We start from the raw sequence: 25022 nt of genomic DNA on the forward strand, positions 1-25022 counted from the left end.
GCATCATCGCCTCCTTTCTGTGCTCATGGGGCGTCCCAATCTGAGTTTCGTGGCGGATCCGGATCTAGGACGCGGAATCGGAAGCGAGCCAGGCGCTTCCGAACAGCATGATCCCGTCCGCGCTGGGGGTGATTCCGTGCGCATCCTTGGTCCACGGGATGAAGTACTTACCGGCGTTCACAACGACCACCGGTGCGGTGTCGTTCACGACGGTCTGGATGTCCTCGAGGACCTTGCGGCGGTCGTCGTCGCTCGGCGCGGTCTGCAGCTTGCCGAGCAGCGCGTCCATCTCGGGATTCTTGTAGCCGAGGACGTTCGACGTCGACTCGCTGTAGAAGTTGCCGTACATGCGCACGAACGGGGACTCCTCGAGAATGTTGAATCCCGCGTAGCCGATGTCGTAGTCGTGCTGCACGTACATCGTCTTCACCAGATCGTTGATGCTCGTCGTGTAGACGATGTCGACGGTGAAGCCGACGGCCTGCAGCATCGACTGGAACGCGAGCGCGCTCTGCTGCGTCGCGGGATCGTTGAGTCCGACGTAGGTGAGCTTGCCGTCGTAGCCGTCGGCCTTGGCCTCGGCGAGGTACTTCTTCGCGGCCTCCGGGTCGTAGCCCGTACCCGCGACGTCGCCGTGCCACTTCGACCAGGACTGGAACATGTCGCTGCTCGGCATGCCGAAGCCGCCCTCGACCCGCTGGTTGAACGTCTCCGGGTTGAACGCTGCCACGATCGCCTTGCGCACCCGCTCGTCGGATGCCGCCCGGCCCTCACGCTGGTTGATGTTGCCGACACCGCCCATATCGACGGTGTAGACGTAGCCGACGTCACCGGCCTCGAGTGCGTTGTGCACCACCTCGGCTCCGCGCAGGTACGCCGCCTGCACCCCACCGGTGTGCAGCGCGTCGAGCTTGGCCTGCTCGCTCACGATCGCCGGGAACCGGAGCTTGTCGAGGTGCGGCTTGCCGCTCCAGTAGCCCGGATTCGCGGCGAGGACCAACTCGTCCTGCGAGGCGAACTTCTCGACGGTGAACGGGCCGGCCCCCACCGCCGCGAACTTGCCCGACGCCATCGACGACGGGGCCACGATCATGCCCGGGCCGGTGGTGAACAGGATCGGGAACTCGTTCCACGGCTGCTTCAGCGTGAACACGACCGTCGCCGGATCCGGCGAGGCGACGTCGGCAACCGACGCCTTCCACACCTGCGTGTGGGTGCCCTTCTTCTCGAGGTAGTGGTTGATGCTCCACTGCACCGCCGCCGCGTCGACAGGGGTGCCGTCGCTGAACTTCGCGCCCTCACGCAACGTCAACGTCCAGACGGTGTTGTCCCCGTCGGCCGTCAGCGACTTCGCCAACTGCGGCTGGTACTGCTTCGACTCCGGGTCGTAGCGCATCAACAGGTCGTAGATCGCCGCCATCTCGCTGCCACCGGTCGCGCCGCCGTCCTGCCGATCCGCCGGATCGAGGCTACTCACACCGTTGTACGTCGCATAGGACAGCGTGCCGCCCGAGGTCGGCTCGCCCCCATCGGACTGGTCACCGACCAGCCCCGTCGTGACCTCCGATGCATCTGTCGCCGAACCGGATCCGCCCGCGCACCCGGCCAACAACATCGTGGCGGTGGCCAGCGCGGTGAACACCGTGCCGGCCCGCACCAGTGACGATCGCTTCATTCGACCCTTCCTTCCCCAGATCCGTCGATTGCCGAGCCGAGGTCACGGTCGGCCGCGTACACGACACGGTCGCCGACGACGGTCGCGAGAACTGCGATGTCCTTGATCGTCGACGGATCACAGGCGAGGGGATCGTTCGCAAGAACGACGAAGTCCGCCAACAGACCTGGTGCGATCGCGCCCTTCACGGACTCTTCGGCACCGAGGCGTGCGGCCGAGCTCGTGTACCCCGCCACTGCAGTTTCGGCGTCGATCCGCTGCTCCGGCCCGAGTACCTGCCCGCCACGCGTGACGCGGTTGACCGCCGTGTGGATGGTGAACAACGGATCGACGGGCGTGACCGGGTTGTCGCAGTGCAGCGCGAACTGCAGGTTCGCCGCGGCGATCGACGCGAGCGGACTGATTCTGCTGCCGCGCTCCGGACCGAGGAATCGGTCCCGGTGCCGGTCACCCCAGTAGTAGACATGGTTCACGAATACCGATGCCGCGACACCGAGTTCACGCATCCGCGCGATCTGGTCCTCGCGCAAGGTCTGGACATGTTCCAGGCGGTGCTGAAGGCCGGGCTGTGCCAGGCCGGCACCCCCTGAAGCCGACCTCGCCTTCTCGATCGCATCGAGCGCGACGTCGATGGCGCGGTCACCGTTGGTGTGGATCGCCACTTGCTGCCCCGCGGCATGGCATCGAGCCACCATCTCGTCGAGATCGCCGGGCGAGATCGCCATGTCACCGCAGTGGCAACCACCCAGGTCGTGATACGGCTCGGACAGCGCACCCGTGTGCAGCTGAATCGATCCGTCCGAGATCAGTTTCACGCCACCGATACTCAGGATGTCGTCGTCCTGGCTGGCGGCGGCGTCTCCGACCGCGAATCCGTCGAGCATGCCGAAGCCCGCGTACAGACGACCCCGGAGCTGCAGCTCGCCCGAGGCGTGCAGTCGCCGGTACGAGTCCACCATCACGGGGGTGACGAACATGTCGTGGAAGCTCGTGACGCCTACCGATGCCATCCGTGCCAGTGCGCGGCGCAGCGAATCGTCGAGTTCGTCGGCCGCGGGCATCGTCTCACTCGGATCGACGACCAGCCGCATGGCCGGGATCTCGCGAAACTCCCCCGTGGGGCGTCCCGCGGCATCTCGGACGATCACACCACCTTCGGGATCCGCCGTGTCACCATCGATTCCCTTGGCCTCCAGGACGAACGAATTGACGTACACGCCGTGGCCGGACAGGTGCCGCACGACGATCGGACGGGTCGTGTCGGCGCAATCGAGATCGGCCGCGGTCAGTCCACGGTCGTCGGCGACGAGACTGTCGTCGAATCCCGAGGCGCGGACCGCCTCCCCGGGTGCGGAGCCGGCCGCACGCGCGGCCAGCGCTCCGATGAGCGTCTCGATGTCGGGGCATGACTCCACGCCGGCGTCCACATCGACACCGCTCGCACCCGACATGTGCGGATGGACATGGGTTTCGATGAATCCGGGGAGCACCACCCGACCGTCCAGATCGACCGATGCGGTCGCCGGACCCGCGAGGGCTGCGATCTCCGCATCGGATCCGACCGCGACGAAGCGCCCGTCGCGCACCGCGAAGGCGGTGGCGCGACCTGTTTCCGCCATGGTCTGCACGACGCCGCCGAGGTAGACCCGGTCGGGACGCCGCCCGTCCACGATCGAACTGGCTGCCGGACTGTCGAGCACTCGTACCCTCCTGAGATGTGGATCACAACGCGTTTCGAAGAGGCTAGCTCACAATAGAATTCATGTCAGTATTCGAGGCGAAGGTACTGCCGAGTAGCTTTTCGGCAGGCCCATCGGCTCCGCTGACGAACTCGCCGCAACCTCAGATCGGCGCGATCGACGACCCGACCGACGTGGCGATGCGATACCGGCCGGCGGGGTGCGTGTGCACCCCCACCGCCTCTAGCACATCGTGCGAGTTGAAGTGCCGATGGACGATTACCAATGCCGCACTACCTATTTCGACACCGAGTGCATCGGCGATCGCGGGCGGCACCGCCTCCGCGGCGGCCTCCTGTTCGATGCGCTGACGCACGAGGTTGACGATGTCGAACCGTCCCGTGAGCAGCATTCGCCGATGAGGAAGGTCGGCTTTCAGGTAGAGCTCACTCCAGCCGACCGGCGGGATGGACGATCCGCGCAGCTCACGTGCACCCGACACGCAATACCACTCGGAGCCCACCGGCACACTCATACGTTCCGCCAAATCGATGTCTGCCACAACGATATTGGTCTCCGGATCCCGGATCCACGTACTCTGCACGAAGGCCAGCATCTCGGCCCGGCTGGTGACGAACGCCCGGTAACCGTCGACCAGCGAAGGCGCGGCGACCGTGGTGCCCGCACCTCGCCGTCGACTGATCATTCCCGCGTCTTCGAGATGTTTCAGCGCCTGCCGCACCGTGCCTCGAGCGAGTGACCGACTCTCGCACAGTTCGAGCTCGGTGGGCAGCCGGTCTCCGACCCGGAACTCTCCCGCCTTGATCCGCGCGATCAGTTCCTGAGCGAGGATCACGTGCTGCGGGTCCGTCACGGCACGGGGGCTCTCCGCACGTCGCCGGAGACGGGTAACGCACGCAGTACCTGGTACATGGAGCGAACCCTCCCGCCTCGGTGCCGGTCGTCGCCGCGTCCACAGATGCCGCCCGAAAAGGCGATGACCTGCAAATACGGGACAAGGAACTTTGTCTATACAAACCCGCGTCCCGACAATCTAGGATGCATTTCTCAATTCCACAAGCGTTTCGCCCGAATTGACCCCTGTCAACTGTTCGACAGCCCGGAGCGCGCCTCACGAGGCGGCGTCGACCCCGCGGTCTGTGCAGCCGAATATCTCTGCAACAGTGCAGAATCACCGAATCGTCCAAGTCCTTGTGGACAGCAGATGCGCCAGTTAGAGTCCGTGACGCAACGGTCCGATCGGCGGCGAACGCCGTGGCCGTCAGCACTCGGCGACCGGGCGCTCTGCCCTGTCGGGGCCCGAGAAATCAACTCGATCAGGCAGACGCGCAATTCAGCCCGTACCGACAGCGCGGGCGTCACCCCCGAACCGTGGAGGTTGCTTCATGAGTAAGTATTCGAAAAGGGTCGGCCGAATGCTGGCGATGGTGGCGGTCGGCGCTGTCGCCCTCGCCGGCTGCGCCAGCGCAGAAGGCGACAGCGAGAACGGGTCGTCCGGCACGACGACGACGGCCTACGGCATTGTCGGCGACCAGGGCGACGGCGGCACCCCGGTCAAGGGCGGGACGCTGAGCTTCGCGTCGTACGCTCCGGTCACCAGTCTGGACCCGGCGGTGACGCAGCCCGCCGGCGCGACGGGCGGCACGGAGATGGCGGCGGTCTACGACGTCCTGATGCGCTACGACACCGAGTCCCAGAGCTTCCAGCCGCAGCTGGCAAAGTCGTTCGAGGAGAGCGCCGATCACCTGACGTGGACCCTGAAGCTCCGGGACGGTGTGACGTTCAGCGACGGCTCCCCGCTGAACGCGGACGCCGTGGTGGCGAGCATCAACCGGTACAACCAGCGTCGCGGCGCCAACTCGCAGGTGTACACCCAGATGGTGGCGAGTACCGCGGCGCAGGACCCGTCCACGGTCGTCTTCACCCTGAAGCAGCCGTGGCGGACGTTCCCCGCCATGCTGGCCTACGGGCACGGCATGATCGTCGCGCCGGCTTCCCAGCAGGGTGACAAGTTCACCCCGATCGGAGCCGGCCCGTTCACGGTGACCAGCCTGCAGCCGCAGCAGGAACTCCAGCTGAAGGCTCGCCCCGACTACTGGGGCGGCGCCCCGAACCTCGACGGACTGAAGTTCGTCGCCATCGCCGGCGAACAGCCCAAGATCGATGCCTTGAAGACCAACGGCATCGACATGATCTACCTCCGCAACGCCGAGACCGTGAACACCGCCAAGGCGGAGTTCCCCGGCTACATCGAAACCACGAGCATGTCGATGGTCGGCCAGCTCAACGGTGCACCCGGTCGCCCGGCCGCAGATCCCCGTGTCCGCCAGGCGATCGCCTACACGGTCGATCCCGAGGTGCTGAACCAGCGCGTACGCAGCGGCGAGGGCATGCCCGGCACCGACATGTTCCAGCCTTGGTCCGAGTGGTTCGGTGACACCACCGGCATCAGCCCCGACGCCGCCAAGGCCAAGGAACTGCTCGATCAGGCCAAGGCCGACGGCTACAACGGCAAGATCACCTACGTCGGCGTCAACGACCCCGACGCGCAGCAGCTGGCGCTCGCCGTCCAGGCCCAGATGAACGCCATCGGCTTCGACGTCTCCCTGGAGACCACCAGCAGCATCACGGACATGGTCAAGCGGCTCTACATCGACCGCAACTACGACATGAGCTATGGCGCATACAGCATCTCGGACGTCGCACCCGAGATCCGACTGTTCAGCTCGCTGTCCAGCACGTCGACGAACAACATCCTGAGCTACAAGAGCCCGCAGATGGACGAGTTGCTCAGCAAGGTGCTCTCCGCCCCGGACGACACCGCCAAGCGCGCCGCGATCGTCGACATCCAGAAGCTCGTCAACACCGATCAGCCGTTCCTCGCGTGGGGCGCCGGCACCAACTACGTCGCGTGGTCCGACAACGTGTACCGGGCCAACCCGACCGTCGACGGAATCATCCTCTTCGACAAGGCATTCAAGAAGAACTGACCCGACCCGACCACGTGGGAAGTCCCCGTCACTCGAGGAGTGACGGGGACTTCTCCGTTGGGCGCCTGGAGATCAGACGGTCCCGGCAGGAGCGGGCTGCGCGCCCCGGACCAGGCGGCCCGGCAGGGCACCGGTGTGCTCGCCGTTCTCGAACACCACCTCGCCGGCCACGACGGTCGCGACGTATCCGGTCGCGGTCTGCATCAGGCGCCGACCGCCGGTCGGCAGGTCGTACAGCACCTCCGGGTGGTCCGCCTGGAGCCTGTCGAAGTCGATCACGTTCAGGTCGGCCCGGTAGCCTGCGCGCAACCGGCCACGATCGAGCAACCCGACCACGGCGGCCGTGTCGACGGTGTGACGCTTGATCAGCCACTCAACCGGGAATCGTCCGTCTCCCTGGCGGTCCCGACCCCAGTGGGTCAGCAGCGTGGTGGGGAAGCTGGCGTCGCAGATGGCCCCGCAGTGCGCGCCGCCGTCGCCGAGCGCCGGCACGGTGTCGGTGCGCGTGAGCATCTCCCGAACAGCGTCGAGATTGCCCGCCGAGTAGTTGAGCATCGGGAAGTACAGCAGGCCACGACCTCCCTGCTGCATCATCGCGTCGTACGCGACCTCGGTGGGGCCGACTCCAGACCGCGCAGCCATGGCGGCGACGGAGTCGTCCGGCCCCGGTTCGTAGTTCGGCGGATCGCCGAGCAGATAGACCTGGTCGAACCGGGTCGAGAGTCGCTCGACGAATTCACTGTCCGTCTCGGGCTTCTCGGCGAGGATCGCGGCCCGCACCTCCGGTCGACGCAGTTGCTCCACCCGCTCCGCCGGAGCCAGGTCCGCGAGGGCCTGGTAGCTGGGGTACGCCATGAACGGATGCCAGCTCAGCTCCCAGCCGAGCATCACACCGACCGCACGCGGCGCCACCTGGCCGGTGATCGGAATGTTCTGCCGGGCCGAGACTTCCGCGAGCCCGTCGAGCAGGCTGCGCCACTTGTCGGGCGCCCGGTCGCTCTGCACCACCGACACCGACATCGGTCGCTGCGCGGCCTCCACGATCGCGCTGACGAACTCCATCTCCTCCGGTTCGTCCATGAAGTCGGAGATGAAGTCGATGACGCCGGCGCCGGCCTTCGCGAGGCCGCGCGCCATCCCGGTCAGCTCCTCCCGCGACGCGGTCAGGCTCGGCGTCGGCGAGCCGTCCGACGCCTTGTGCACAGCCGAGCGCGACGTGGACCAGCCCAGAGCGCCGGCCTCGACCGCCTCGGCGACGAGGTCGCACATGCGCTCCATCTCGTCCTCGGTCGGCCGCGCCAGGTGGTCGCCGCCGCGCCGACCCATCACGTAGGTGCGCAGGGCGCCGTGCGGCAGCTGTGCCGCGAAATCGATCGCATGCGGGGTGTCGATCGCGTCGAGGTATTCGGGGAACGTCTCCCAATTCCACGCCATGCCCTCGGCCAGAACGGTTCCCGGGATGTCCTCGACACCCTCCATCAGGCTGATCAACCAATCGCGCTGGTCGTGCTGGACGGGTGCGAATCCGACGCCGCAGTTGCCCATGACGACGGTCGTGACACCGTGCAGCGACGACGGGGTCAGCAGCGGATCCCACGTCACCTGCCCGTCGTAGTGCGTGTGGATGTCCACGAATCCCGGAGTGACGAGCTTGCCCGCGGCGTCTATCTCGCGACGCCCCGCCTCGGTCACCTCCCCCACCACCGTGATGCGGCCGTCGACGACGGCGACGTCGGCCGTACGCGGCGGGGAGCCGGTTCCGTCGACCACGAGACCACCCCGGATCACCAGGTCATGCATGTGCGCCTCCCGTATTCGAATTCGTCTGTGCATCAGCCTCTTCGAGAAGCCTCGCCGTGGCTGTCGCGATCTCCGCAACCGCAGCCGCCGCCGCGGTCGAGACCGCGGTGAACTGCAGGAAGCCGTGCGGCAGCGTGGGGTACTTCAGCAGTTCGACCGGTACCCCGCTCGCGGCCAGCCGCTCGGCGTACTCGAGTCCCTCGTCGAGCAGTGGGTCGTGACCGCCGACGACCACGACGGCGGGCGGCAGGCCGGACAGGTCTGCAGCCTGGATCGGGGCGAGGAGCGGCGACGTCCGCTCGGTGGCGTCGGGGCAGTAGTGGTCGAGGAACCACTGCATCTCCCGCGCGCCGAGGAAAGTTCCGGAGTTGGCGGCATAGGAGTCGCGGCTCAGGTCGGCGTCGACCACCGGGTAGACGAGCACCTGGCCGACCAGTTCGATCCGATCGTCGTCCCGCACCAGCCGGGTGCACACCGCGGCCAGATTGCCTCCGGCGCTGTCGCCCGTGACCACGATGCGCGGGTCCAGTCCCTCGGATCCGGCTGCCACCCAACCCAACACGGTCGCCGCGTCGTCGACGGCGGCAGGGAACCGGGCCTCCGGGGCGAGCCGGTAGTCCACGCTGACGACCGCGGCCCCGGACCGGTCGGCGACGGTCCGGCAGATCGCGTCCGCATAGTCGAGATCGCCGGTGACCCAACCACCTCCGTGGAAGTGGACGACGGTACCCACGGGCTTGGACACGATCGGACGGTAGATCCGCACCGTCACGTGCTCACCGACGGAGTGCGTCGTGACGGTGTCGACCTCGGGTCCCGCCGCACACGGCTGGAGCGCCCCGCGAATCCGTTGCCGCGCACCGTCCGGATCGAGTTCGACCATCGGCGGCAACCCGGATCCCGCCACCGCGTCGGCAACCGCCTGCAGGGCGGGGTCCAGTTCTGCTCTGATTTCCTCCACACCACTTGTCATGAACTAGAATCTAACTCTAGTCTTTCGGTATGACAACGGTCACATTCGGTGCGGCGCTCTGGCGGGCCAGGCCCGGACTTCGCTTGCGAGTCTTGATGTCTCGCGTTCGGCGCGTGGCCTTCTCAGTCCCCCGCGCCCGACGCGAAGACCATGTCCACCGTGCGATCGAGGAGGCGATGAACCTCCGCGACGTCCTGCCGGCCCAGCCCGAACAGGATCAGTTCGTGCGTCAGGACCGCGGTCACGATGGCGACGATGTCCGACGCGTCCCCCTCCGGCAGGTCGAACAACTGCTCCCGGTACGACGCGAGTGCCTGCGTCGAGAACTCGGCGAACAACGCGCACACGACCGGGTCGGTGGAGTGGCGCAGCACGTTCTGCAGACGCAGGTAGGTCGGGTGCTCCTCGAACCGGTGGACCGAGTGGTGCAGGCGGATCCGGATCCGCTCGGCCGGAGGCAGTTCCGGGTCGGGCGCACCCTGATGCTTGATCGGATCGCTCGCCGACCAGTCCTGGAGCACCGCCGCGTAGAGCTGTTCCTTGGACGCGAAGTACCGGTAGACGGTGCCGAGAGCAACACCCGAACGATCGGCGACGTCCCGGATCTGGATGCGCTCGAAGTCGTCCGCCACCAGCAACTCACCGGCCGCGTCGATGATGCGCTGGCGCCGCTCCCGCTGTCCCCTCGGCAGCGACGCCGGGTCGAGCAGCACCGGCCTGTCCGACCGGCCCGGATCGCCTGCACCCACGCTCGTCTGCCTCCCGTCGCACCCGCCCGACCGGCGGGATACCTGCACTGATGCTACTGGCACCCCCCTCCCCCACCACGAAACGAGGTCACTCCATGCCGAACACCGCATCGCCCGAGCCCACCTACGACGTGGTCGTCGTGGGGGCCGGATTCGCCGGCCTGTACACGCTGCACAGCCTGCGGCAGCGCGGGGTGTCCGTGCGGTTGTTCGAGGCGGGCGACGGCGTCGGCGGCACCTGGTACTGGAATCGCTACCCGGGGGCGCGCTGCGACGTCGACAGCGCCGACTACTCGTACTCGTTCGACGATGCACTCCAGCAGGAATGGGAGTGGACCGAACGCTACCCCGCGCAGCCGGAGATCCTGCGCTACCTCGAGCACGTCACCGACCGGTTCGGGCTGCGCGAGGACATCACGTTCGGCACCCGCGTGACGTCGGCGCATTTCGACGATGAGTCCGGGCTCTGGACGATCGGCACCGACGGCGGCGACGGCCGAACCGACACCGTCACCGCACGCTGGACCGTCATGGCGACCGGACCGCTCTCGGCCGCACGCCTCCCCGACATCGACGGCCGCGACACCTTCGCGGGCGAGGTCCACCACACCGCGCACTGGCCGGCGAACGGCGTCGACTTCACGGGCAAGCGGATCGGCGTCATCGGCACCGGCTCGTCGGGCGTGCAGGCGATCCCGGTGATCGCGGACGAGGCCGCGCAGCTGACGGTGTTCCAACGCACCGCGGGATTCGTCATCCCGGCCCGCAACCGGCCCCTCGATCCCGGGGAACTCGCCGAGATCAAGGCGGACTACCCCGCCCGTCGACAGCTGCAGCGGGAATCGCACGGCGGCTGGATCCTCCCGGCGCCGGTCGGGCTGGCACTCGAGACGGCACCGGAGGTTCAGGTCAAGGAGTACGAAACACGGTGGGCTGCAGGCGGGCTCGCCTTCCAGACCACGTTCGGCGACATCATGATGGACGCCAGGGCGAACGAAACCGCCGCGGAGTTCGTGCGCTCCAAGATCCGCGAGACGGTCACCGACCCCGCCACCGCGGAAGCCCTGTGCCCCCAGGGCTATCCGCTGGGCACCAAGCGCGTGTGCATCGGCACCGACTACTACGAGACCTACAACCGGGACAACGTCGACCTCGTCGACCTGCGCGCGACCCCGATCGAGCGGATCGTCCCCGAGGGCATCCGCACCGAGGCCGGTCTCCACGAACTCGACATGATCGTCTACGCCACCGGGTTCGACGCGATGACCGGCGCGCTGGGCGCGATCGACATCCGTGGCCGCGGCGGCGTCACGCTCCGCGAGACGTGGGAGGCGGGGCCGCGGACCTACCTCGGTGTCGCGGTCGCCGGGTTCCCCAACCTGTTCGTCCTGGCGGGGCCCGGCAGCCCGTCGGTGCTCTCGAACGTGGTCGTCTCGATCGAACAGCACGTCGAATGGGTGATCGGCTACCTCGACCACATGCGCAGCACCGGCAGCCGCTACGCCGAGGCGACCGCCGAGGCGCAGGACCAGTGGGTCGAGCACGTCACGACCATCGCCGAGCCGAGCCTCTACATGCGGGCCGACTCGTGGTACCTCGGCGCCACCGTGCCGGGTAAACCGCGCATCTTCATGCCGTATCTCGGCGGTGTCGGCACCTACCGCAACCTGTGCGCACAGATCGCGGCCGACGGCTACCGCGGCTTCACCACGACCGCCGAACCGGCCTGACGACGGTCCGTGCCGGGCGGGACGTCTCCTTCGCCGGAGACGTCCCGCCGCGTCCGGCGCGGTGGTTACATGGACCAGAGCACGCCATCCGTGACGATCGATCGTTGGGAGCAGCGCCGTGACCACCTCGCAGAACACACCGGACATCAAGCCGCGCAGTCGAGACGTCACCGACGGGCTCGAGAAGACCGCCGCCCGCGGAATGCTGCGGGCGGTCGGCATGGGCGACGACGACTGGGACAAGCCGCAGATCGGCATCGGGTCGTCGTGGAACGAGATCACCCCGTGCAACCTGTCTCTCGACCGACTGGCCGACGCGTGCAAGGACGGAGTGTTCGCCGCCGGCGGCTATCCGCTCGAGTTCGGCACCATCTCCGTCTCCGACGGCATCTCGATGGGGCACGAGGGCATGCACTTCTCGCTCGTGTCCCGGGAGGTGATCGCCGACAGCGTCGAGACGGTGATGCAGGCCGAACGGCTCGACGGTTCGGTGCTGCTCGCGGGGTGTGACAAGTCGCTACCCGGGATGCTCATGGCGGCCGCGCGACTGAACCTGGCCAACGTCTTCCTGTACGCCGGATCGATCCTCCCGGGTATCGCGAAACTGTCCGACGGCACCGAGAAGGAAGTCACGATCATCGACGCGTTCGAGGCGGTCGGCGCCTGTTCGCGCGGACTTATGAGCCGCGAGGACGTCGACGCGATCGAACGCGCCATCTGCCCGGGTGAGGGCGCGTGCGGCGGCATGTACACCGCGAACACGATGGCGTGCGCCGCCGAGGCGCTGGGGATGTCGCTGCCCGGCAGCGCTGCTCCCCCTGCCACCGACCGGCGCCGCGACGGATTCGCCCGCCGCAGCGGGCAGGCGGTGGTGGAGTTGCTGCGGCGGGGCATCACCACCGCCGACATCCTCACCAAGGAGGCGTTCGAGAACGCGATCGCCGTCGTCATGGCGTTCGGCGGGTCCACCAATGCGGTGCTGCACCTGCTGGCGATCGCGCACGAGGCCGAGGTGCCGCTCACCCTCGACGACTTCGCCCGCGTGGGCGCGCGGGTCCCGCACCTCGCGGACGTCAAACCGTTCGGTCGTCACGTCATGATCGACGTGGACCGCATCGGCGGTGTACCGGTCATCATGAAGTCGCTGCTCGATGCCGGCCTGCTGCACGGCGACTGCCTCACCGTCACTGGGCGCACACTCGCCGAGAACCTGGCCGAGATCGCGCCGCCCGACCCGGACGGGAAGGTGTTGCGCGCGCTGACGTCCCCGATCCATCCGACCGGTGGCATCACGATCCTGAAGGGGTCACTCGCACCGGGTGGCGCGGTGGTGAAGTCCGCCGGGTTCGACTCGTCCGTGTTCGAGGGCACCGCACGGGTTTTCGATCGCGAACGCGCCGCGATGGATGCGCTCGAGGACGGCACCGTCACCGCCGGCGACGTCGTGGTGATCCGCTACGAGGGCCCCAAGGGCGGACCGGGCATGCGCGAGATGCTGGCGATCACCGCCGCGATCAAGGGGGCCGGGCTCGGCAAGGACGTGCTGCTGTTGACCGACGGCCGATTCTCCGGCGGGACCACCGGCCTGTGCGTCGGCCACGTCGCGCCCGAAGCGGTGGACGCCGGACCGATCGCGTTCGTCCGCGACGGCGACCGGATCCGGCTCGACGTCGCGAACGGTGTCCTCGATCTCCTGGTCGACGAAAAGGAGCTCGCCACCCGCCGCAGCGGATGGGAGCCCCTGCCGCCGCGCTACACGCGCGGAGTCCTGGCCAAGTACATCAAGCTCGTCGGGTCTGCCTCCGACGGCGCCGTGTGCGGTTGAACGGTCACCGACGCCGTCGGGGGCCGGGTCAGATCGGCTGGTAGCCGGCCCCCACCCCGCCGGTCGCGTTGATGTTGTCGATGATCGCCGTCATGTTCGTGCCCAGTTCCGGGCCGAGACACGCCACACCGAGGTAGGCGTTCACCATCGCGACCAGTGTCGTACCGACGACGACCGGCGACCCGGAGTCGCCCTCGATGACGCACATCTGGGTCCACGTCTCCTGCGACTGCAGCACGTCGCCGTAGACGACACCGCACGTGTGCCCGGTGGTGCGCCCCTGCTTGCAGGCGACCGCCGGGAACTGCGCCGGCTTTCCGATGTCGGTGATGGTGACCTGTCCGATGGTGTTCACCGGCGTGACCTTCGCAGGATCGAACTCGATGACCGCGTAGTCGTAGTCGTGATTGGACACCGCGAACCGGCCGACCACGCCGGCGTCGGGGACGGCCTCGGGGACGACCGTCGCGCCCACGTCACCGCAGTGCCCGGCTGTGATGCCGACGAGTCTGCCGGCGTTGTCGTGCCCGATGGTGGTGAGCGTGCACTCGTACATGTTGTCGATCACGATGCCGGAGCCGCCACCCATGACCGCTTTCGGCGGCGCTGCGGTGGCAGTCCCGATCCCGAGTGTGGCGGCGATGACTGCCAATGCCGCCAAGATCAAGGAAAGTCGCTTGAGCATGTCGCCCTCCGGTTGGCCTACGAACGTGCCGTTCGGTCGATCACCGCCCACATGCCTGCGCATCTCGGCTTGCCTGCACTCCTCGACGCTCACACGCTCGAGGTGGCGGGACACTCATCGGCAACCCTCCCACTCGGAAGTCAGCCCACGGGCAGCCTTGATCCGATCGTCACCGAATCGCCGACTAGGACGTGGCGCCCAGCGCTTCGAGTGCCCGGCGCGCGTCCTCGAGTTCCTTCGACAATGCGGCAATTCGCTCCTCCGCAGCCACTCGAGCAGCGGAAATGACCGATTGGACCGCCTCCAGCGCACCGGGCTCGCCGAGCTCGCGCATGGCGCGATCGACCGCGTCCGGACTGACCGGAACGGCCTTGCTCGGGCGCTTGGCGCCGTGCGTGACGGTGACCGTCCACTCGTTCTCCGGGCCGGCGTGGATCGTGACGCTCACCCCGCCCTGCGGCTTCTTCGCGCGGCGCTGCGCCGACGCGGGTGCAGGCGCGGTAGCCGGGGTCGGCGTCGAGACCGCGGTCGGTACCGCGGTGGCAGGCGGTTGCGGGGCGGCCGGAGGCTTCGGAGCAGCCGTCGGGGAAGCCACCGGGGCGGGGGCGGGGGTCGGCGCGGCGGGCCGCGGCGCGGGCTTGCGCGGAGCCGGTGTCGGCGCTGCGGACCGGGTGGGCTTGGCCCGTTCGACCGGCTCGGGCGCCTTACGCGTCATGCGCAGTTCCTCGGCTTCGAACGGGAGCTCGTCATTGACACCCTTGGGGCTGATGACCACGGTGTTCCCTTCCACCGAAACGACTTTCGCCGAGCAACCCGCCTCGATCCCGAGGCTCGGGGTGGCCTCGCGCAGGTACACGGTGGCGCGCTTGCCCTCCGACACGGCCGAGGCCAGCGTCTCGAGGTTCTCCGCGGTGAGGTGCTCCGGGGTCGACACTCCGGAACGGCTGCGGGGCGGCATGATGGGGGTTCCTCCTGAATACCTACGGAAACTTCGTGCGTCGGCTACCTTTCCACAATCCTCCGACAGCCCCCGAGGGCCTCGACGCGGTAGAAACATCCCAGAGAAACCGACCCGATGGTCCATCCCGGGCGGCCGACACGAAATTTGGGAGCGTGCCGTGGAACTGTCCGAGCATCTGGACCCGGCCGTGCTCGGCCTCATCCAGTCCGAAGTCGAGCAGACGCTCCTCGGCGGGCCGCGCCGCTACACCCGCGAGCAGGTCGCCGATCTCGCCGGAGTCCCCCTCGAACGGGCACAACGCCTGTGGGTGTCGATGGGCTTCGCGATCGACGCGGACCCGGACGCCGTCATGTTCACCGACGGCGACGCCGCGGCACTGCGGGCGCTCGTTTCATTCGTCGACGGCGGTGCGCTCGCCGCGGACGCCGCGGTCGCGGCCACCCGCGCCCTGGGTCAGTCGATGTCGCGGCTGGCGGAGTGGCAGGTTGCGGTGCTCAACGCGCATCTGGCGGACGAGTTGGCGGCCGCGCACAGCGGCTCGGATGCCATGGACCGGGACGCGATGGACGAGGAGTCGCTGCGCGCCGCCGTCGGGACCCTCACCTCGCAACTGCTGCCCACGGTCGAGGCGCTCCAGTCGTACGTGTGGCGGCGGCACCTCGCCGCGGCCACCGCGCGTCGGGCGGGCAGCGTCGGCGAGGACACCGCCCACCGGACACTCGCCGTCGGCTTCGCCGACATGGTCGGGTACACGAGCCTGACCCGGCGGATCCGCGTCGACGAGCTGAGCTCACTGCTCGAGGAATTCGAATCACGCACGACGGCCGTCATCGCGCAGGGCGGTGGATGGGTGATCAAGAACGTCGGCGACGAGGTGATGTTCGCGGCCGAGCACGCCGCGGACGCCGCGCGGATAGCCCTGGCACTGCAGGACACGACACGCACCGATCCGGGGCTACCCGATCTGCGGGTGGGGCTCGCGCTGGGTCCCGTGCTGGTGCGCTTCGGTGACCTGTTCGGCGCGGTGGTGAACATCGCCGCCCGCCTGACCACGGCGGCCCGACCCGGGACCGTGCTGGTCGACGCGGACCTCGCTGCGGCCCTGCGGAAGGAGACCGCGCGGGACGGCGGGATGGAGCTCAGATCGCTGCGCCCGCTCCGGGTCCGTGGCTACAACCGACTGCGTGCATTCGTGTTGCGGCCCGGACCCGGGACGGGCGACTGACGGCTCAGCTGCCGTTCGGCAGGCTGCCCTGCGGAATCTGGTAGCCGCTGCTTCCGGCCGATCCCGTGCCCAGCACGGACAGCATCCAATTGAGCGCGTTGGTGATCATCGTGTGCCCCCTCCTCGTGACAACGCTCCGTCCCCCGACTCAGGCCACCGTACCGTCGGTCTCCACCGGTGTCCGGCCTTCGACCGTCTCTCCCGGGGTCCCGGCCCGTTCGGCGGACCGGGCCGCGAGGAAGTCGTCGACAATCCGGACGCAGGCGTCGGGGCCGAGCGGCGCCAGCGTCGCGAGCCGGGTGAACACGAGCGGCCCGACCAGTTGCGCGAGTGCGAGGTCGTAGTCGAAGTCGCCCAGCCTGGCCCTCGCCTCGTCGGTGCCGAGCACCCGGTCGAACGCCGCCCGGTACTGCACGACGACGTGCTCACGCAGCGATCTGAGCTCGGGCCGGTCGCGGCCGCTCCGATCGCCGGACCCGACGAGGTCCGACGCGCTCGAGTAGTCGTCGAGGGCGGGCCCCATCCCCAGCCAGCACAGCGCGGTGACGTGCATAGGGGCTTCCTCGATCACCCGCGCCTGGACGGTGAGCAACTCGATCAGCTGGTCCCGCAGGTCACCCGACACGGACACCTCAGGGGCCGGCGTCACGAGCTTCCCGAACGCCGCGGCCACCAACTCCGTTCCGCTGTCGAAGTGTCGATACAGCGTCGCGCGAGCCACCTTCGCCAGCTTGGTGACGGCGTCGATCGTGACGGCCTCGGTGCCGCCCTTCGCGAGCAGGGTCGTCGCGGCGTCGAGCAGCCGTGCCCGCGATCGCGCCTTCCGGGGGTCCTGCTCGGCGGCCGCCCCTGTCAGGTTCTCCGTACCCATCCGCCACCACCTCTTGTGGAACCTTCAGTTCCCCTACGATACTGACAGTCTTGTTTCCTACCCGGGAGGCCTCATGGCTGGAAGACAGACCGGAAACATCGACCGGATGACCTGGGGCCAGATCTGGACTCTCACCGTATCCTGCGCCGCGGTCGCGCTGGTCGTGGCCGCGATGGCCGCGCTCAACACCGCGCTCGCCGACCTCGCACGTGACACCGGCGCCACGCAATCACAGCTGACCTGGATCGTCGACGGCTACACGCTGGCGCTCGCGTGCCTGCTGCTGCCGTCCGGCGCGCTCGGGGATCGCTACGGCCGACGCGGGGTGCTGGTGTTCGGCCTGCTGTTGTTCGGGCTCGCCGCGGCCGCGCCGATCGTTCTCGACACGCCGGCGTGGATCATCGCCGCCCGCGCCGTCGCCGGGGTGGGCGCCGCGTTCGTCATGCCGGCGACGCTGTCGATCCTCACCGCGAGCTTCCCTCCCACGCAACGCGCCAAGGCCGTCGGCATCTGGTCGGGAGTGGCCGGCTCGGGCGGCATCGCCGGTCTGATCGGTTCCGGCCTGCTGCTCGAGAAGTGGTCGTGGCACGCGATCTTCATCGGACTGGCGGCGGTGTCGGCCGTGCTCTTCGTGCTCGCCTTCACCATCCCGTCCTCGCGCGACGAGCACTCGTACGCCTTCGACGTCCGCGGCGCGGTGCTGAGCGCCACCGCCATCGGGCTGTTCGTACTCGGCATCATCGAAGCCCCGCAACGCGGTTGGCTGGACCCGTGGGTGCTCGCCGCGATCGTCGGCGGCCTGGCCGCGGGCGCGGTGTTCGCGGTCGCCGAGACCCGCACCGAGCATCCGCTCCTCGACGTCCGCCTGTTCCGCAACCGCACCTTCGGGGTCGGCGCGGCGTCGCTGACGGTCCAGTTCCTCGCGACCTTCGGCCTGTTCTTCCTCATCGTCCAGCACCTGCAGCTCGTGCTGGGGTACTCGCCGCTGCAGTCCGCGCTGGCACTCGCGCCGATCGCGGTGGTGGTCCTCGCGCTGTCGATGGCGGCGCCGTGGCTGATTCCGCTGGCGGGCCTACGGGTGCTCACCTTCGTCGGCCTCGCCGTGATCGGAGTCTCGCTCCTGTTCCTCGGCCAGCTCGGCGCCGACAGCTCGTACCGCGACGTCGCGGTGCCCCTGGTGATCGCCGCCGTCGGGCTCGGCCTGTGCACCGCTCCGGCGACCACCGCGATCGTGCAGAACACCCCGACCGCGAAGCAGGGAGTCGCGTCGGCCGTCAACGACGCCACCCGCGAGATCGGCGCCGCGATCGGTGTCGCGCTCGCCGGCAGCGTGCTCGCGGCCGGCTACGGACGGCACATCCAGCCCGCGGTCGACGCGGTCCCCGAACCTGCCAAGCAACCCGTCGGAGACTCGCTCGCGGCGGCCCTCGAGGTGTCGAAACTGGCGGGGCCGCAAGGGCAGCAGCTGGCCGAGTTCGCGAAGGAGTCGTTCCTGCAGGGAATGCAGGAGGCGTCGATGGTGCTCGCCGGCGTCATGCTCGTCACCGCGGTCGTCCTCGGCGCCTGGGCCCCCGGTGGGCGCGGTATCACCGCGCTCACCGAAGAACCCGGCGCCGAGGAGCTCGCCGACATCGACTGACGGACCGGGCATCAAGGTACGGACCGGTTCCCGCCCGGACCTGCTTCGATCGGACTAGTGCGCGCCCGGGCCGGGCGCACACGTAACCGCGTCGGGGGCCGCGGACCTGCCGACGATCGCGAGCGACATGACGGCGGCGATGGCGCACAGCGCCCCGGCGATGAAGAACGCGGCGTCGTAGCCGCCGAACCGGTCGCGCACCAGACCAGCGAGGAAGGCGACGACGCCCGCGCCGATCTGGTGCGATGCCAGGACCCAGCCGAAGACGATCGGCGAGTCGGCACCGAAGTACTTGCGGCACAGGGCAACCGTCGGCGGCACGGTCGCGACCCAGTCGAGTCCGTAGAAGATGATGAAGGCGATCATCGGGGGGTGCACCGTCTCGGCGAACAGGATCGGCAGGAACACGAGGGAAACGCCGCGCAGCAGGTAGTAGGTGCCGAGCAGCTTGCGAGCGTCGAAGCGGTCGGTGAACCAGCCGGACGCGATGGTGCCGACGACGTCGAAGATGCCGATCACGGCCAGGAGGCCGGCCGCGGCTGTCGTCGGCATTCCGTGGTCGTGGGCGGCGGGAACGAAGTGGGTGCCGACGAGTCCATTGGTGCTGGCGCCGCAGATCGCGAACGTCCCGGCAAGCAGCCAGAACACTCGGGTCCGCGCCGCCGTGGCGAGCACCGTCAGTGCCCGGCCGGCCGCGCCGCCGCGCGCGGGTGTCGCGGCGGGTGCGGTAGGGACGTATCCGGGCCCGGCGCCGTACGGCACCGTCCCGGCCTCGGCCGGCGTGTTCCGCAAGCAGAGGAGCACGAGAGGTACGACGGCAAGCGCAGCGAACGCGACAGTGAGCGCGACAGCCCGCCAGGTGTAGTGCTCGGAGACCATCGCCAGGATCGGCAGGAACACCAGCTGCCCGGCCGCACCGCCGGCCGTGAGGATGCCTGTGACGAGACCGCGCCGGGCCACGAACCACCGGTCGACGACGGTCGCGACGAACGCAAGCGCCATCGAGCCGGTTCCCAGTCCGACGAGGACTCCCCACAGCAGCACCAACTGCCATTGCGTCGTCATGAAAACGGTGAGCCCGCTGCCGGCTGCGACCAGCAGCAGCGCCGACGCCACGACCCGCCGCATCCCGAACCGCTCCATCAGCGCCGCGGCGAACGGGGACGTGAGGCCGTACAGAACGAGGTTGATCGACACCGCCGACGAGATGCTCGCGCGTGACCAGCCGAAATCCTCGTGCAGCGGGTCGATCAGGATGGACGGCGCCGCCCGGAAGCCGGCCGCGCCGACCAGCGCGAGGAACGCCACCGTCGCAACTACCCATGCATAGTGCGGGCGGCGCCGCGGCGGCCGCTCCGACGGTCGATCGGTCGCGATCTGGGAAATCATGACGGCAAGTCTGTACGGCGTCGTTACGGAGCAACAGTGGCTGGAATGACAATATGTGAAAGAATCCGGCCATGAACGGAAGGCATCGCGTGGTGGTCCTTGCGCTGGACGGAGTGATCCCGTTCGAGCTGGGCATTCCCGCCCGCGTCTTCGGTGGAGCCCAAGATGCTGCCGGGGAGCCGCTGTACGAGGTGCTGACCTGCACCGTGGACGGCCGTCCGGTGCGGTCGGACGCCGACTTCACGGTCCTCATCGACCACGGACCGGAGTTGCTCGCCACTGCGGACACGGTGGTGATCCCGGCGACGTACAGCCTCGGCCCCGCATACGAGGACGGACATCTGCCCGCGAATCTCGAACGCGCCCTGGCGCGTGTTCCTCCGGGCGCGCGGTACGTGTCCATCTGTACCGGGTCGTACATCCTTGCCGCCGCCGGCCTGCTCGACGGGCTGCGGGCCACCACTCACTGGCGCAACGCCGAACACTTCCAGCGCGTGTACCCGAAGGTCGTCGTCGATGCGAACGTACTGTTCGTCGACGAGGGACAGATCCTCACCTCGGCGGGTGTGGCGTCCGGCCTGGACCTCTGCCTGCACATCGTGCGGCGCGACCATGGCTCCGATGTCGCCAACAGGGTGGCCCGACGATGTGTGGTGCCGCCGTGGCGAGACGGCGGACAGGCGCAGTACATCGAGCGGCCCGTCCCGGCGAGCACGTCGGAATCCACAGCGGCAACCCGGGACTGGGCCCTGACTCGTTTGGGCGAGCCGTTGCCGATATCCCGGTTGGCGGAGCACGCCAACATGAGCGTGAGGACATTCACCAGGCGCTTCGGCGAGGAGGTCGGGACCACCCCGAACCGGTGGCTGATCGCCCGTCGTGTGGACCGCGCGCGAGAGCTCCTCGAGACCGACGACCTCTCGATCGATGCGGTCGCCCGCGAAGTGGGCTTCGGAACCGGCGCCTCGCTGCGTCAGCACATGGGCGCGACTCTCGGGGTGGCACCGTCGGTGTACCGCAGGACCTTTCGCGGACAGCCGGCCTGACGGCAGAACGGCGACCTGGGTGACGCGCCGAGTCGATGGCGGACGTCGACCGACCCGGTCAGGGCTGTCTGGCGGCGCGCGGGACGGGGATCGGGATGGCGTCGAGGAGCGTTCGGGTGTAGTCCTCGCGGGGGGGCGTGGTAGATCTCGTCGACCGTTCCGGACTCGACGACCTCACCGGACCTCATCACCAGCACCCGGTCGGCGATCACCTCGATGAGTGCGAGGTCGTGGCAGACGAACAGGTACGCGAGACCGAGTTCCTCCTGCAGATCCCGGAGCAGGTTGAGCACCTGGGCGCGGACCGAGACATCCAGGGCGGCAACGGGTTCGTCGCACACGATCATCTTCGGTTCCAGCGTGAGGGCGCGGGCGATCGCGACACGTTGGAGCTGTCCGCCGGACAGTTCGGCCGGATAGCGTCCGAGATAGCGGGAACCGATCCCGACCTTGTCCAACAATTCCTCCGCCCGCCGCCGACGGGCGGCCCGATCGAGGTCGGTGTGCACGATCAGCGGTTCGACGACGGCGTCGGCCACGGTCATCCGCGGGTCGAGCGAAGAGTGCGGATCCTGGAAGATCATCTGCATGCCGCGCCGCATCTCGCGCAGCCGTGCGGGTTTCGCGGCGAGAACGTCCTCGCCGTCGAAGACGACCGTTCCGGAGTCGGGTTCGATCAATCGGAGCACCATCCGCCCGACCGTCGACTTGCCGGCACCGGATTCGCCGACGACGGCGAGGCATTCGCCGGCGTCGAGGGTGAACGAGACGTCCCGCACGGCATGGGTCCAGCCGGTGCGGCGGCCCAGGAAGTCGCGGCGGGTGGAGAACGACTTGGTCAGATTCGTGACCTCGAGCAGGCTCATGGCGCGTCCACTCCTCGCAGTTGCAGATCGGTCACGCGCAGGCAGCGCGCGGCGCGACCGGGTGTCGTCTCGGCCAACGCCGGGTGCGCGGCGTCGCACAGACCGGCCCGGACGTGGGTGCAGCGGTCGTGGAAGTGGCAGCCCGCGGGCCATTCCCCGGCGGCGGGGATGCGTCCGGGGATGGCGGTCAGTCGACGGTCGGCACTGGTGCCGGGGCGGGGGATCGATGCGAGCAGCCCCGACGTGTACGGGTGCTGCGGACGGAAGAACACGTCCTCGGCGCGTCCGTCCTCGACGACCTCGCCGGCGTACATGACCACCACCCGCTCGCACAGTTCCGCGACCACACCGAGGTCGTGGGTGACGAACAGCAGCGACACACCGGTCTGCTCCTGCAGGTCCCGCAACAGTTGCAGGATCGTCTCCTGCACCGTGACATCGAGCGCGGTGGTCGGCTCGTCCGCGATGAGCAGGCGAGGGTTGCACGCCATGACCATCGCGATCATCACCCGCTGGCACATGCCACCGCTGAAGGCGTACGGATACTCGCGGACCCGCTCGGCCGCGCGTGGGATCTGCACCAGTTCGAGCATCTCGACCGCGCGTGCCATCGCGGCCTTGCGGTCGAGACCGAGATGTCTGCGAACCGATTCCGCGATCTGATCGCCCACCGTGTAGGCCGGGTTGAGGCTGCGGATGGGCTGCTGGAAGATCATCCCCATTCCGGTGCCGCGCAGTGCCCGCCACTGCTTGGCCGGCAGCTGCGTCAGGTCTCTACCGTCGAATTCGACACTGCCGCCGGCGATCCGGCCGCCGGTGTCACCCGTCAACCCCATCACCGCGAGCGACGACACGGTCTTGCCGGATCCGGATTCGCCCACCAGGGCGACCGATTCGCCCGCCGCGACGTCGAACGACACGTCCTGCACGGCGGTCACCCAGTCCTTGCGGCCGGCGCGGAACTGCACCGTCAGGTCCCGCACCCGCAGCAGCGGACTGCCGGGCACGACATCGGGGCCGTCCGCGCGGACGAGCGTGTCAGTTGCTGCCATTGCGACTCCTCGTGAGAGCGCGGCGAACACCGTCGCCGAGGTAGGTGAAGGCCAGCACGGTCAGGAAGATCATCACGCCCGGCGGCCACACCAGGTACGGGGCCAGCTGCATGTTCGACGCGGCGGTGCTGAGCATCGATCCCCAACTCGCGGCCGGCGGCTTGGCACCGAGTCCGAGGAAGCTCAGGCTCGCCTCCGCAGCGACGGCGGTACCGAGGGACACCGAGATGACGAGCACGATCGGGGGCATCACGTTCGGCAGGATGTGCCGAACGATGGTCCGGGACGTCGTGCAGCCCAACGCTACCGACGCCTCGATGTAGGTATCGCCGCGCACGTCCAGCGTCGAGGCCCGCGCCACTCGGAAGAAGCGCGGGGCCATCACCAGACCGACCGCGAGCATCGCATTGGTGATGCCCGACCCGAGCACGGCGACGATCGTGATGGCCAGCACCAGCGACGGTGCGCTCATGAGCGCGTCCATGGTGCGCGTGAGCACGGTGTCCAGCCAACCGCTGCGGTAACCGGCGAGCACTCCCAGCGGCAGACCGAGGACCAGCGCCAACGCCACCGCCTGCAGCGACGCCTGCAGCGAGATACGGGCGCCGTAGATCAACCGGCTCAGCACATCCCGGCCGTAGTCGTCCGTGCCCAACCAGTGCGTCGACGACGGCGGTTGCAGACGGTTGACCACGTCCTGGGCGTAGGGATCGTACGGCGCCAGCAGTGGTGCGAGCACCGCCATCACGATCAGCAGCAGCACGAACGCTCCGGCGATCACCGTCACCGGCCGCCGCCGCACGAACCCCCACACCCGCCCGGCAGCACCCGGGGCGGGGACGGCCAGGACCTCGGCACTCGATGTCGTTGTCATGCGCGCACCTTCGGGTTGAAGTAGCCGTACGAGATGTCGACCAGCAGATTGACGATCACGACCACGCACGTGGTGAACAGGACGAACCCGAGCAGCACCGGAATGTCGTGGTTCTGCACGCTGTTGACCGCGAGCGACCCCATACCCGGCATGCTGTAGATGATCTCGATGGTCACCGCACCGCCGAGGACCTCCGCGACGCGGAACCCGAGCACCGTCACCACGGGAATGCACGCATTCTTCAGGCCGTGCTTGAGCACCACACTGGCCTGCCCCAGCCCGCGGGCCTTCGCGTTGAGGATGTAATCGCTGCCCATCACCTGCCCCAGCGACGAGCGCAACTGCAACGTCACCTCCGCCGCCGGCAGCAACGCCAACGCCACACCCGGCAGCACCAGGTGCTGGAACCAGGGCACCACCCCGTCCGAGAGCGGGACGTACCCGAACGCCGGGAAGATCTGGTTGGACACCGCGAACAGCGACACCAGCACCAGGCCGAACCAGAACGCCGGGATCGCGATCGCGATCGACGCGATCACGTTGATCGCGCGATCGACCACACCGCCCGGACGCAGGGACCCCAGCACCCCCAAGATCACGCCGATCACCACTGCCAGGACCATCGCGAACCCGACCAGCGACAACGTCGTCGCCATCCGCCGGAACAGCAGCTCGGCCACCGACTGATCCGACAGCAGCGAGACGCCCAGGTCACCGTGGAGCACCGAGCCCACCCAGTCCAGGTACCGCACGAACACGTTCTGATCCAGGTGCAGCGTGGCCCGCAACTGCTCGAGCCGCTCCGGTGACGGGTCCTCCCCCGCGAGGATCACCGCCGGGTCCCCCGGAGCGAGATCGATCAACAAGAAGATCAACAACGGCACGATCAACAGCAGCGGAATCGCCGCCAGCAACCGTCGGCCGGCATAACGCAGCATCGTCAGCCCCTAGAGTCTCGGCAGGTGTCGGTGT

Annotated in this window: 20 protein-coding genes; 6 read left to right on the plus strand and 14 right to left on the minus strand. The window is 68.5% G+C overall.

Going from position 1 to position 25022, the window contains the following annotated elements; genetic code table 11:
• Window positions 1-64 precede the first annotated feature (64 nt).
• The 3 genes from ACQ5DX_RS21295 to ACQ5DX_RS21305 form a co-directional block, all read right to left on the minus strand.
• Window positions 65-1675: an ABC transporter substrate-binding protein gene (locus ACQ5DX_RS21295; RefSeq protein WP_430334465.1), complete on the minus strand. Its 1611-nt coding sequence runs from the start codon at window positions 1673-1675 to the stop codon at window positions 65-67.
• Window positions 1672-3375: an amidohydrolase gene (locus ACQ5DX_RS21300; RefSeq protein WP_430334466.1), complete on the minus strand. Its 1704-nt coding sequence runs from the start codon at window positions 3373-3375 to the stop codon at window positions 1672-1674. The genes ACQ5DX_RS21295 and ACQ5DX_RS21300 overlap by 4 nt, the downstream gene beginning before the upstream one ends.
• A gap of 142 nt (window positions 3376-3517) precedes the next feature.
• A complete protein-coding gene (locus ACQ5DX_RS21305; protein ID WP_430334467.1) occupies window positions 3518-4228 on the minus strand; it encodes a GntR family transcriptional regulator in 711 nt (236 codons plus the stop codon).
• Window positions 4229-4760: 532 nt separating this feature from the next.
• Here ACQ5DX_RS21305 and ACQ5DX_RS21310 point away from each other — a divergent pair.
• Window positions 4761-6365: an ABC transporter substrate-binding protein gene (locus tag ACQ5DX_RS21310; RefSeq protein WP_430334468.1), complete on the plus strand. Its 1605-nt coding sequence runs from the start codon at window positions 4761-4763 to the stop codon at window positions 6363-6365.
• A 72-nt stretch (window positions 6366-6437) separates the two neighbouring features.
• Here the strand turns inward: ACQ5DX_RS21310 and ACQ5DX_RS21315 are convergent, their stop codons facing one another.
• From ACQ5DX_RS21315 to ACQ5DX_RS21325, 3 genes are all read right to left on the minus strand, one after another.
• The gene (locus tag ACQ5DX_RS21315; protein WP_430334469.1) at window positions 6438-8165 is read right to left on the minus strand and encodes an N-acyl-D-amino-acid deacylase family protein; all 1728 of its coding nucleotides are present in this window, start codon (window positions 8163-8165) and stop codon (window positions 6438-6440) included.
• Window positions 8158-9138: an alpha/beta hydrolase gene (locus ACQ5DX_RS21320; protein ID WP_430334470.1), complete on the minus strand. Its 981-nt coding sequence runs from the start codon at window positions 9136-9138 to the stop codon at window positions 8158-8160. The genes ACQ5DX_RS21315 and ACQ5DX_RS21320 overlap by 8 nt, the downstream gene beginning before the upstream one ends.
• Window positions 9139-9260: 122 nt before the next feature.
• Window positions 9261-9887, minus strand: coding sequence for a TetR/AcrR family transcriptional regulator (locus ACQ5DX_RS21325; RefSeq protein WP_430334471.1), 627 nt, complete (start codon window positions 9885-9887; stop codon window positions 9261-9263).
• Between the two features lie 95 nt (window positions 9888-9982).
• On the opposite strand from ACQ5DX_RS21325, the gene ACQ5DX_RS21330 reads away from it, so the two are divergent.
• Together ACQ5DX_RS21330 and ilvD are read left to right on the plus strand one after the other, a co-directional pair.
• Window positions 9983-11617 carry a flavin-containing monooxygenase gene (locus ACQ5DX_RS21330; RefSeq protein ID WP_430334472.1) on the plus strand — a complete coding sequence of 545 codons (1635 nt, stop codon included), beginning with the start codon at window positions 9983-9985 and terminating at the stop codon, window positions 11615-11617.
• Window positions 11618-11735: 118 nt separating this feature from the next.
• Window positions 11736-13442 (plus strand): dihydroxy-acid dehydratase, encoded by a 1707-nt coding sequence (ilvD, locus tag ACQ5DX_RS21335; RefSeq protein WP_430334473.1) that lies wholly within the window; start codon window positions 11736-11738, stop codon window positions 13440-13442.
• Window positions 13443-13470: 28 nt separating this feature from the next.
• Here ilvD and ACQ5DX_RS21340 read toward each other — a convergent pair whose 3' ends face one another.
• Both ACQ5DX_RS21340 and ACQ5DX_RS21345 read right to left on the minus strand, forming a co-directional pair.
• Window positions 13471-14127: a serine protease gene (locus tag ACQ5DX_RS21340; protein ID WP_430334474.1), complete on the minus strand. Its 657-nt coding sequence runs from the start codon at window positions 14125-14127 to the stop codon at window positions 13471-13473.
• A 184-nt stretch (window positions 14128-14311) separates the two neighbouring features.
• On the minus strand, window positions 14312-15085 hold the full coding sequence (locus tag ACQ5DX_RS21345) for a DUF6319 family protein (protein ID WP_430334475.1): 774 nt from the start codon (window positions 15083-15085) through the stop codon (window positions 14312-14314).
• 160 nt (window positions 15086-15245) lie between these two features.
• Between ACQ5DX_RS21345 and ACQ5DX_RS21350 the strand changes: the two genes are divergently transcribed.
• Window positions 15246-16313 carry an adenylate/guanylate cyclase domain-containing protein gene (locus ACQ5DX_RS21350; RefSeq protein WP_430334476.1) on the plus strand — a complete coding sequence of 356 codons (1068 nt, stop codon included), beginning with the start codon at window positions 15246-15248 and terminating at the stop codon, window positions 16311-16313.
• 148 nt (window positions 16314-16461) lie between these two features.
• Here ACQ5DX_RS21350 and ACQ5DX_RS21355 read toward each other — a convergent pair whose 3' ends face one another.
• Window positions 16462-17184, minus strand: coding sequence for a TetR/AcrR family transcriptional regulator (locus ACQ5DX_RS21355; protein WP_430334477.1), 723 nt, complete (start codon window positions 17182-17184; stop codon window positions 16462-16464).
• Window positions 17185-17257: 73 nt separating this feature from the next.
• On the opposite strand from ACQ5DX_RS21355, the gene ACQ5DX_RS21360 reads away from it, so the two are divergent.
• Window positions 17258-18823 carry an MFS transporter gene (locus ACQ5DX_RS21360; RefSeq protein ID WP_430334478.1) on the plus strand — a complete coding sequence of 522 codons (1566 nt, stop codon included), beginning with the start codon at window positions 17258-17260 and terminating at the stop codon, window positions 18821-18823.
• Window positions 18824-18877: 54 nt separating this feature from the next.
• Here ACQ5DX_RS21360 and ACQ5DX_RS21365 read toward each other — a convergent pair whose 3' ends face one another.
• Entirely contained in the window at window positions 18878-20212 is a 1335-nt protein-coding gene (locus ACQ5DX_RS21365) for an MFS transporter (RefSeq protein ID WP_430334479.1), read from the minus strand.
• A 71-nt stretch (window positions 20213-20283) separates the two neighbouring features.
• Between ACQ5DX_RS21365 and ACQ5DX_RS21370 the strand changes: the two genes are divergently transcribed.
• Window positions 20284-21258: a GlxA family transcriptional regulator gene (locus tag ACQ5DX_RS21370; protein WP_430334480.1), complete on the plus strand. Its 975-nt coding sequence runs from the start codon at window positions 20284-20286 to the stop codon at window positions 21256-21258.
• Here ACQ5DX_RS21370 and ACQ5DX_RS21375 read toward each other — a convergent pair.
• The 4 genes from ACQ5DX_RS21375 to ACQ5DX_RS21390 are packed head-to-tail and all read right to left on the minus strand — an operon-like array spanning window position 21186 to window position 24988.
• Complete coding sequence (locus tag ACQ5DX_RS21375; protein WP_430334481.1) at window positions 21186-22124, minus strand: ATP-binding cassette domain-containing protein; 939 nt, start codon at window positions 22122-22124, stop codon at window positions 21186-21188. The two genes, ACQ5DX_RS21370 and ACQ5DX_RS21375, sit on opposite strands and share 73 nt — an antisense overlap.
• A complete protein-coding gene (locus tag ACQ5DX_RS21380; RefSeq protein WP_430334482.1) occupies window positions 22121-23176 on the minus strand; it encodes an ABC transporter ATP-binding protein in 1056 nt (351 codons plus the stop codon). Before ACQ5DX_RS21380 ends, ACQ5DX_RS21375 begins: the two co-directional genes overlap by 4 nt.
• Window positions 23163-24050, minus strand: coding sequence for an ABC transporter permease (locus ACQ5DX_RS21385; protein WP_430334483.1), 888 nt, complete (start codon window positions 24048-24050; stop codon window positions 23163-23165). The genes ACQ5DX_RS21380 and ACQ5DX_RS21385 overlap by 14 nt, the downstream gene beginning before the upstream one ends.
• Window positions 24047-24988 carry an ABC transporter permease gene (locus ACQ5DX_RS21390; RefSeq protein WP_430334484.1) on the minus strand — a complete coding sequence of 314 codons (942 nt, stop codon included), beginning with the start codon at window positions 24986-24988 and terminating at the stop codon, window positions 24047-24049. Before ACQ5DX_RS21390 ends, ACQ5DX_RS21385 begins: the two co-directional genes overlap by 4 nt.
• Window positions 24989-25022: the final 34 nt, after the last annotated feature.

Origin of the sequence: Rhodococcus sp. ACT016 (assembly GCF_050477185.1) — a bacterium.
Taxonomy (GTDB): Bacteria; Actinomycetota; Actinomycetes; order Mycobacteriales; family Mycobacteriaceae; genus Prescottella.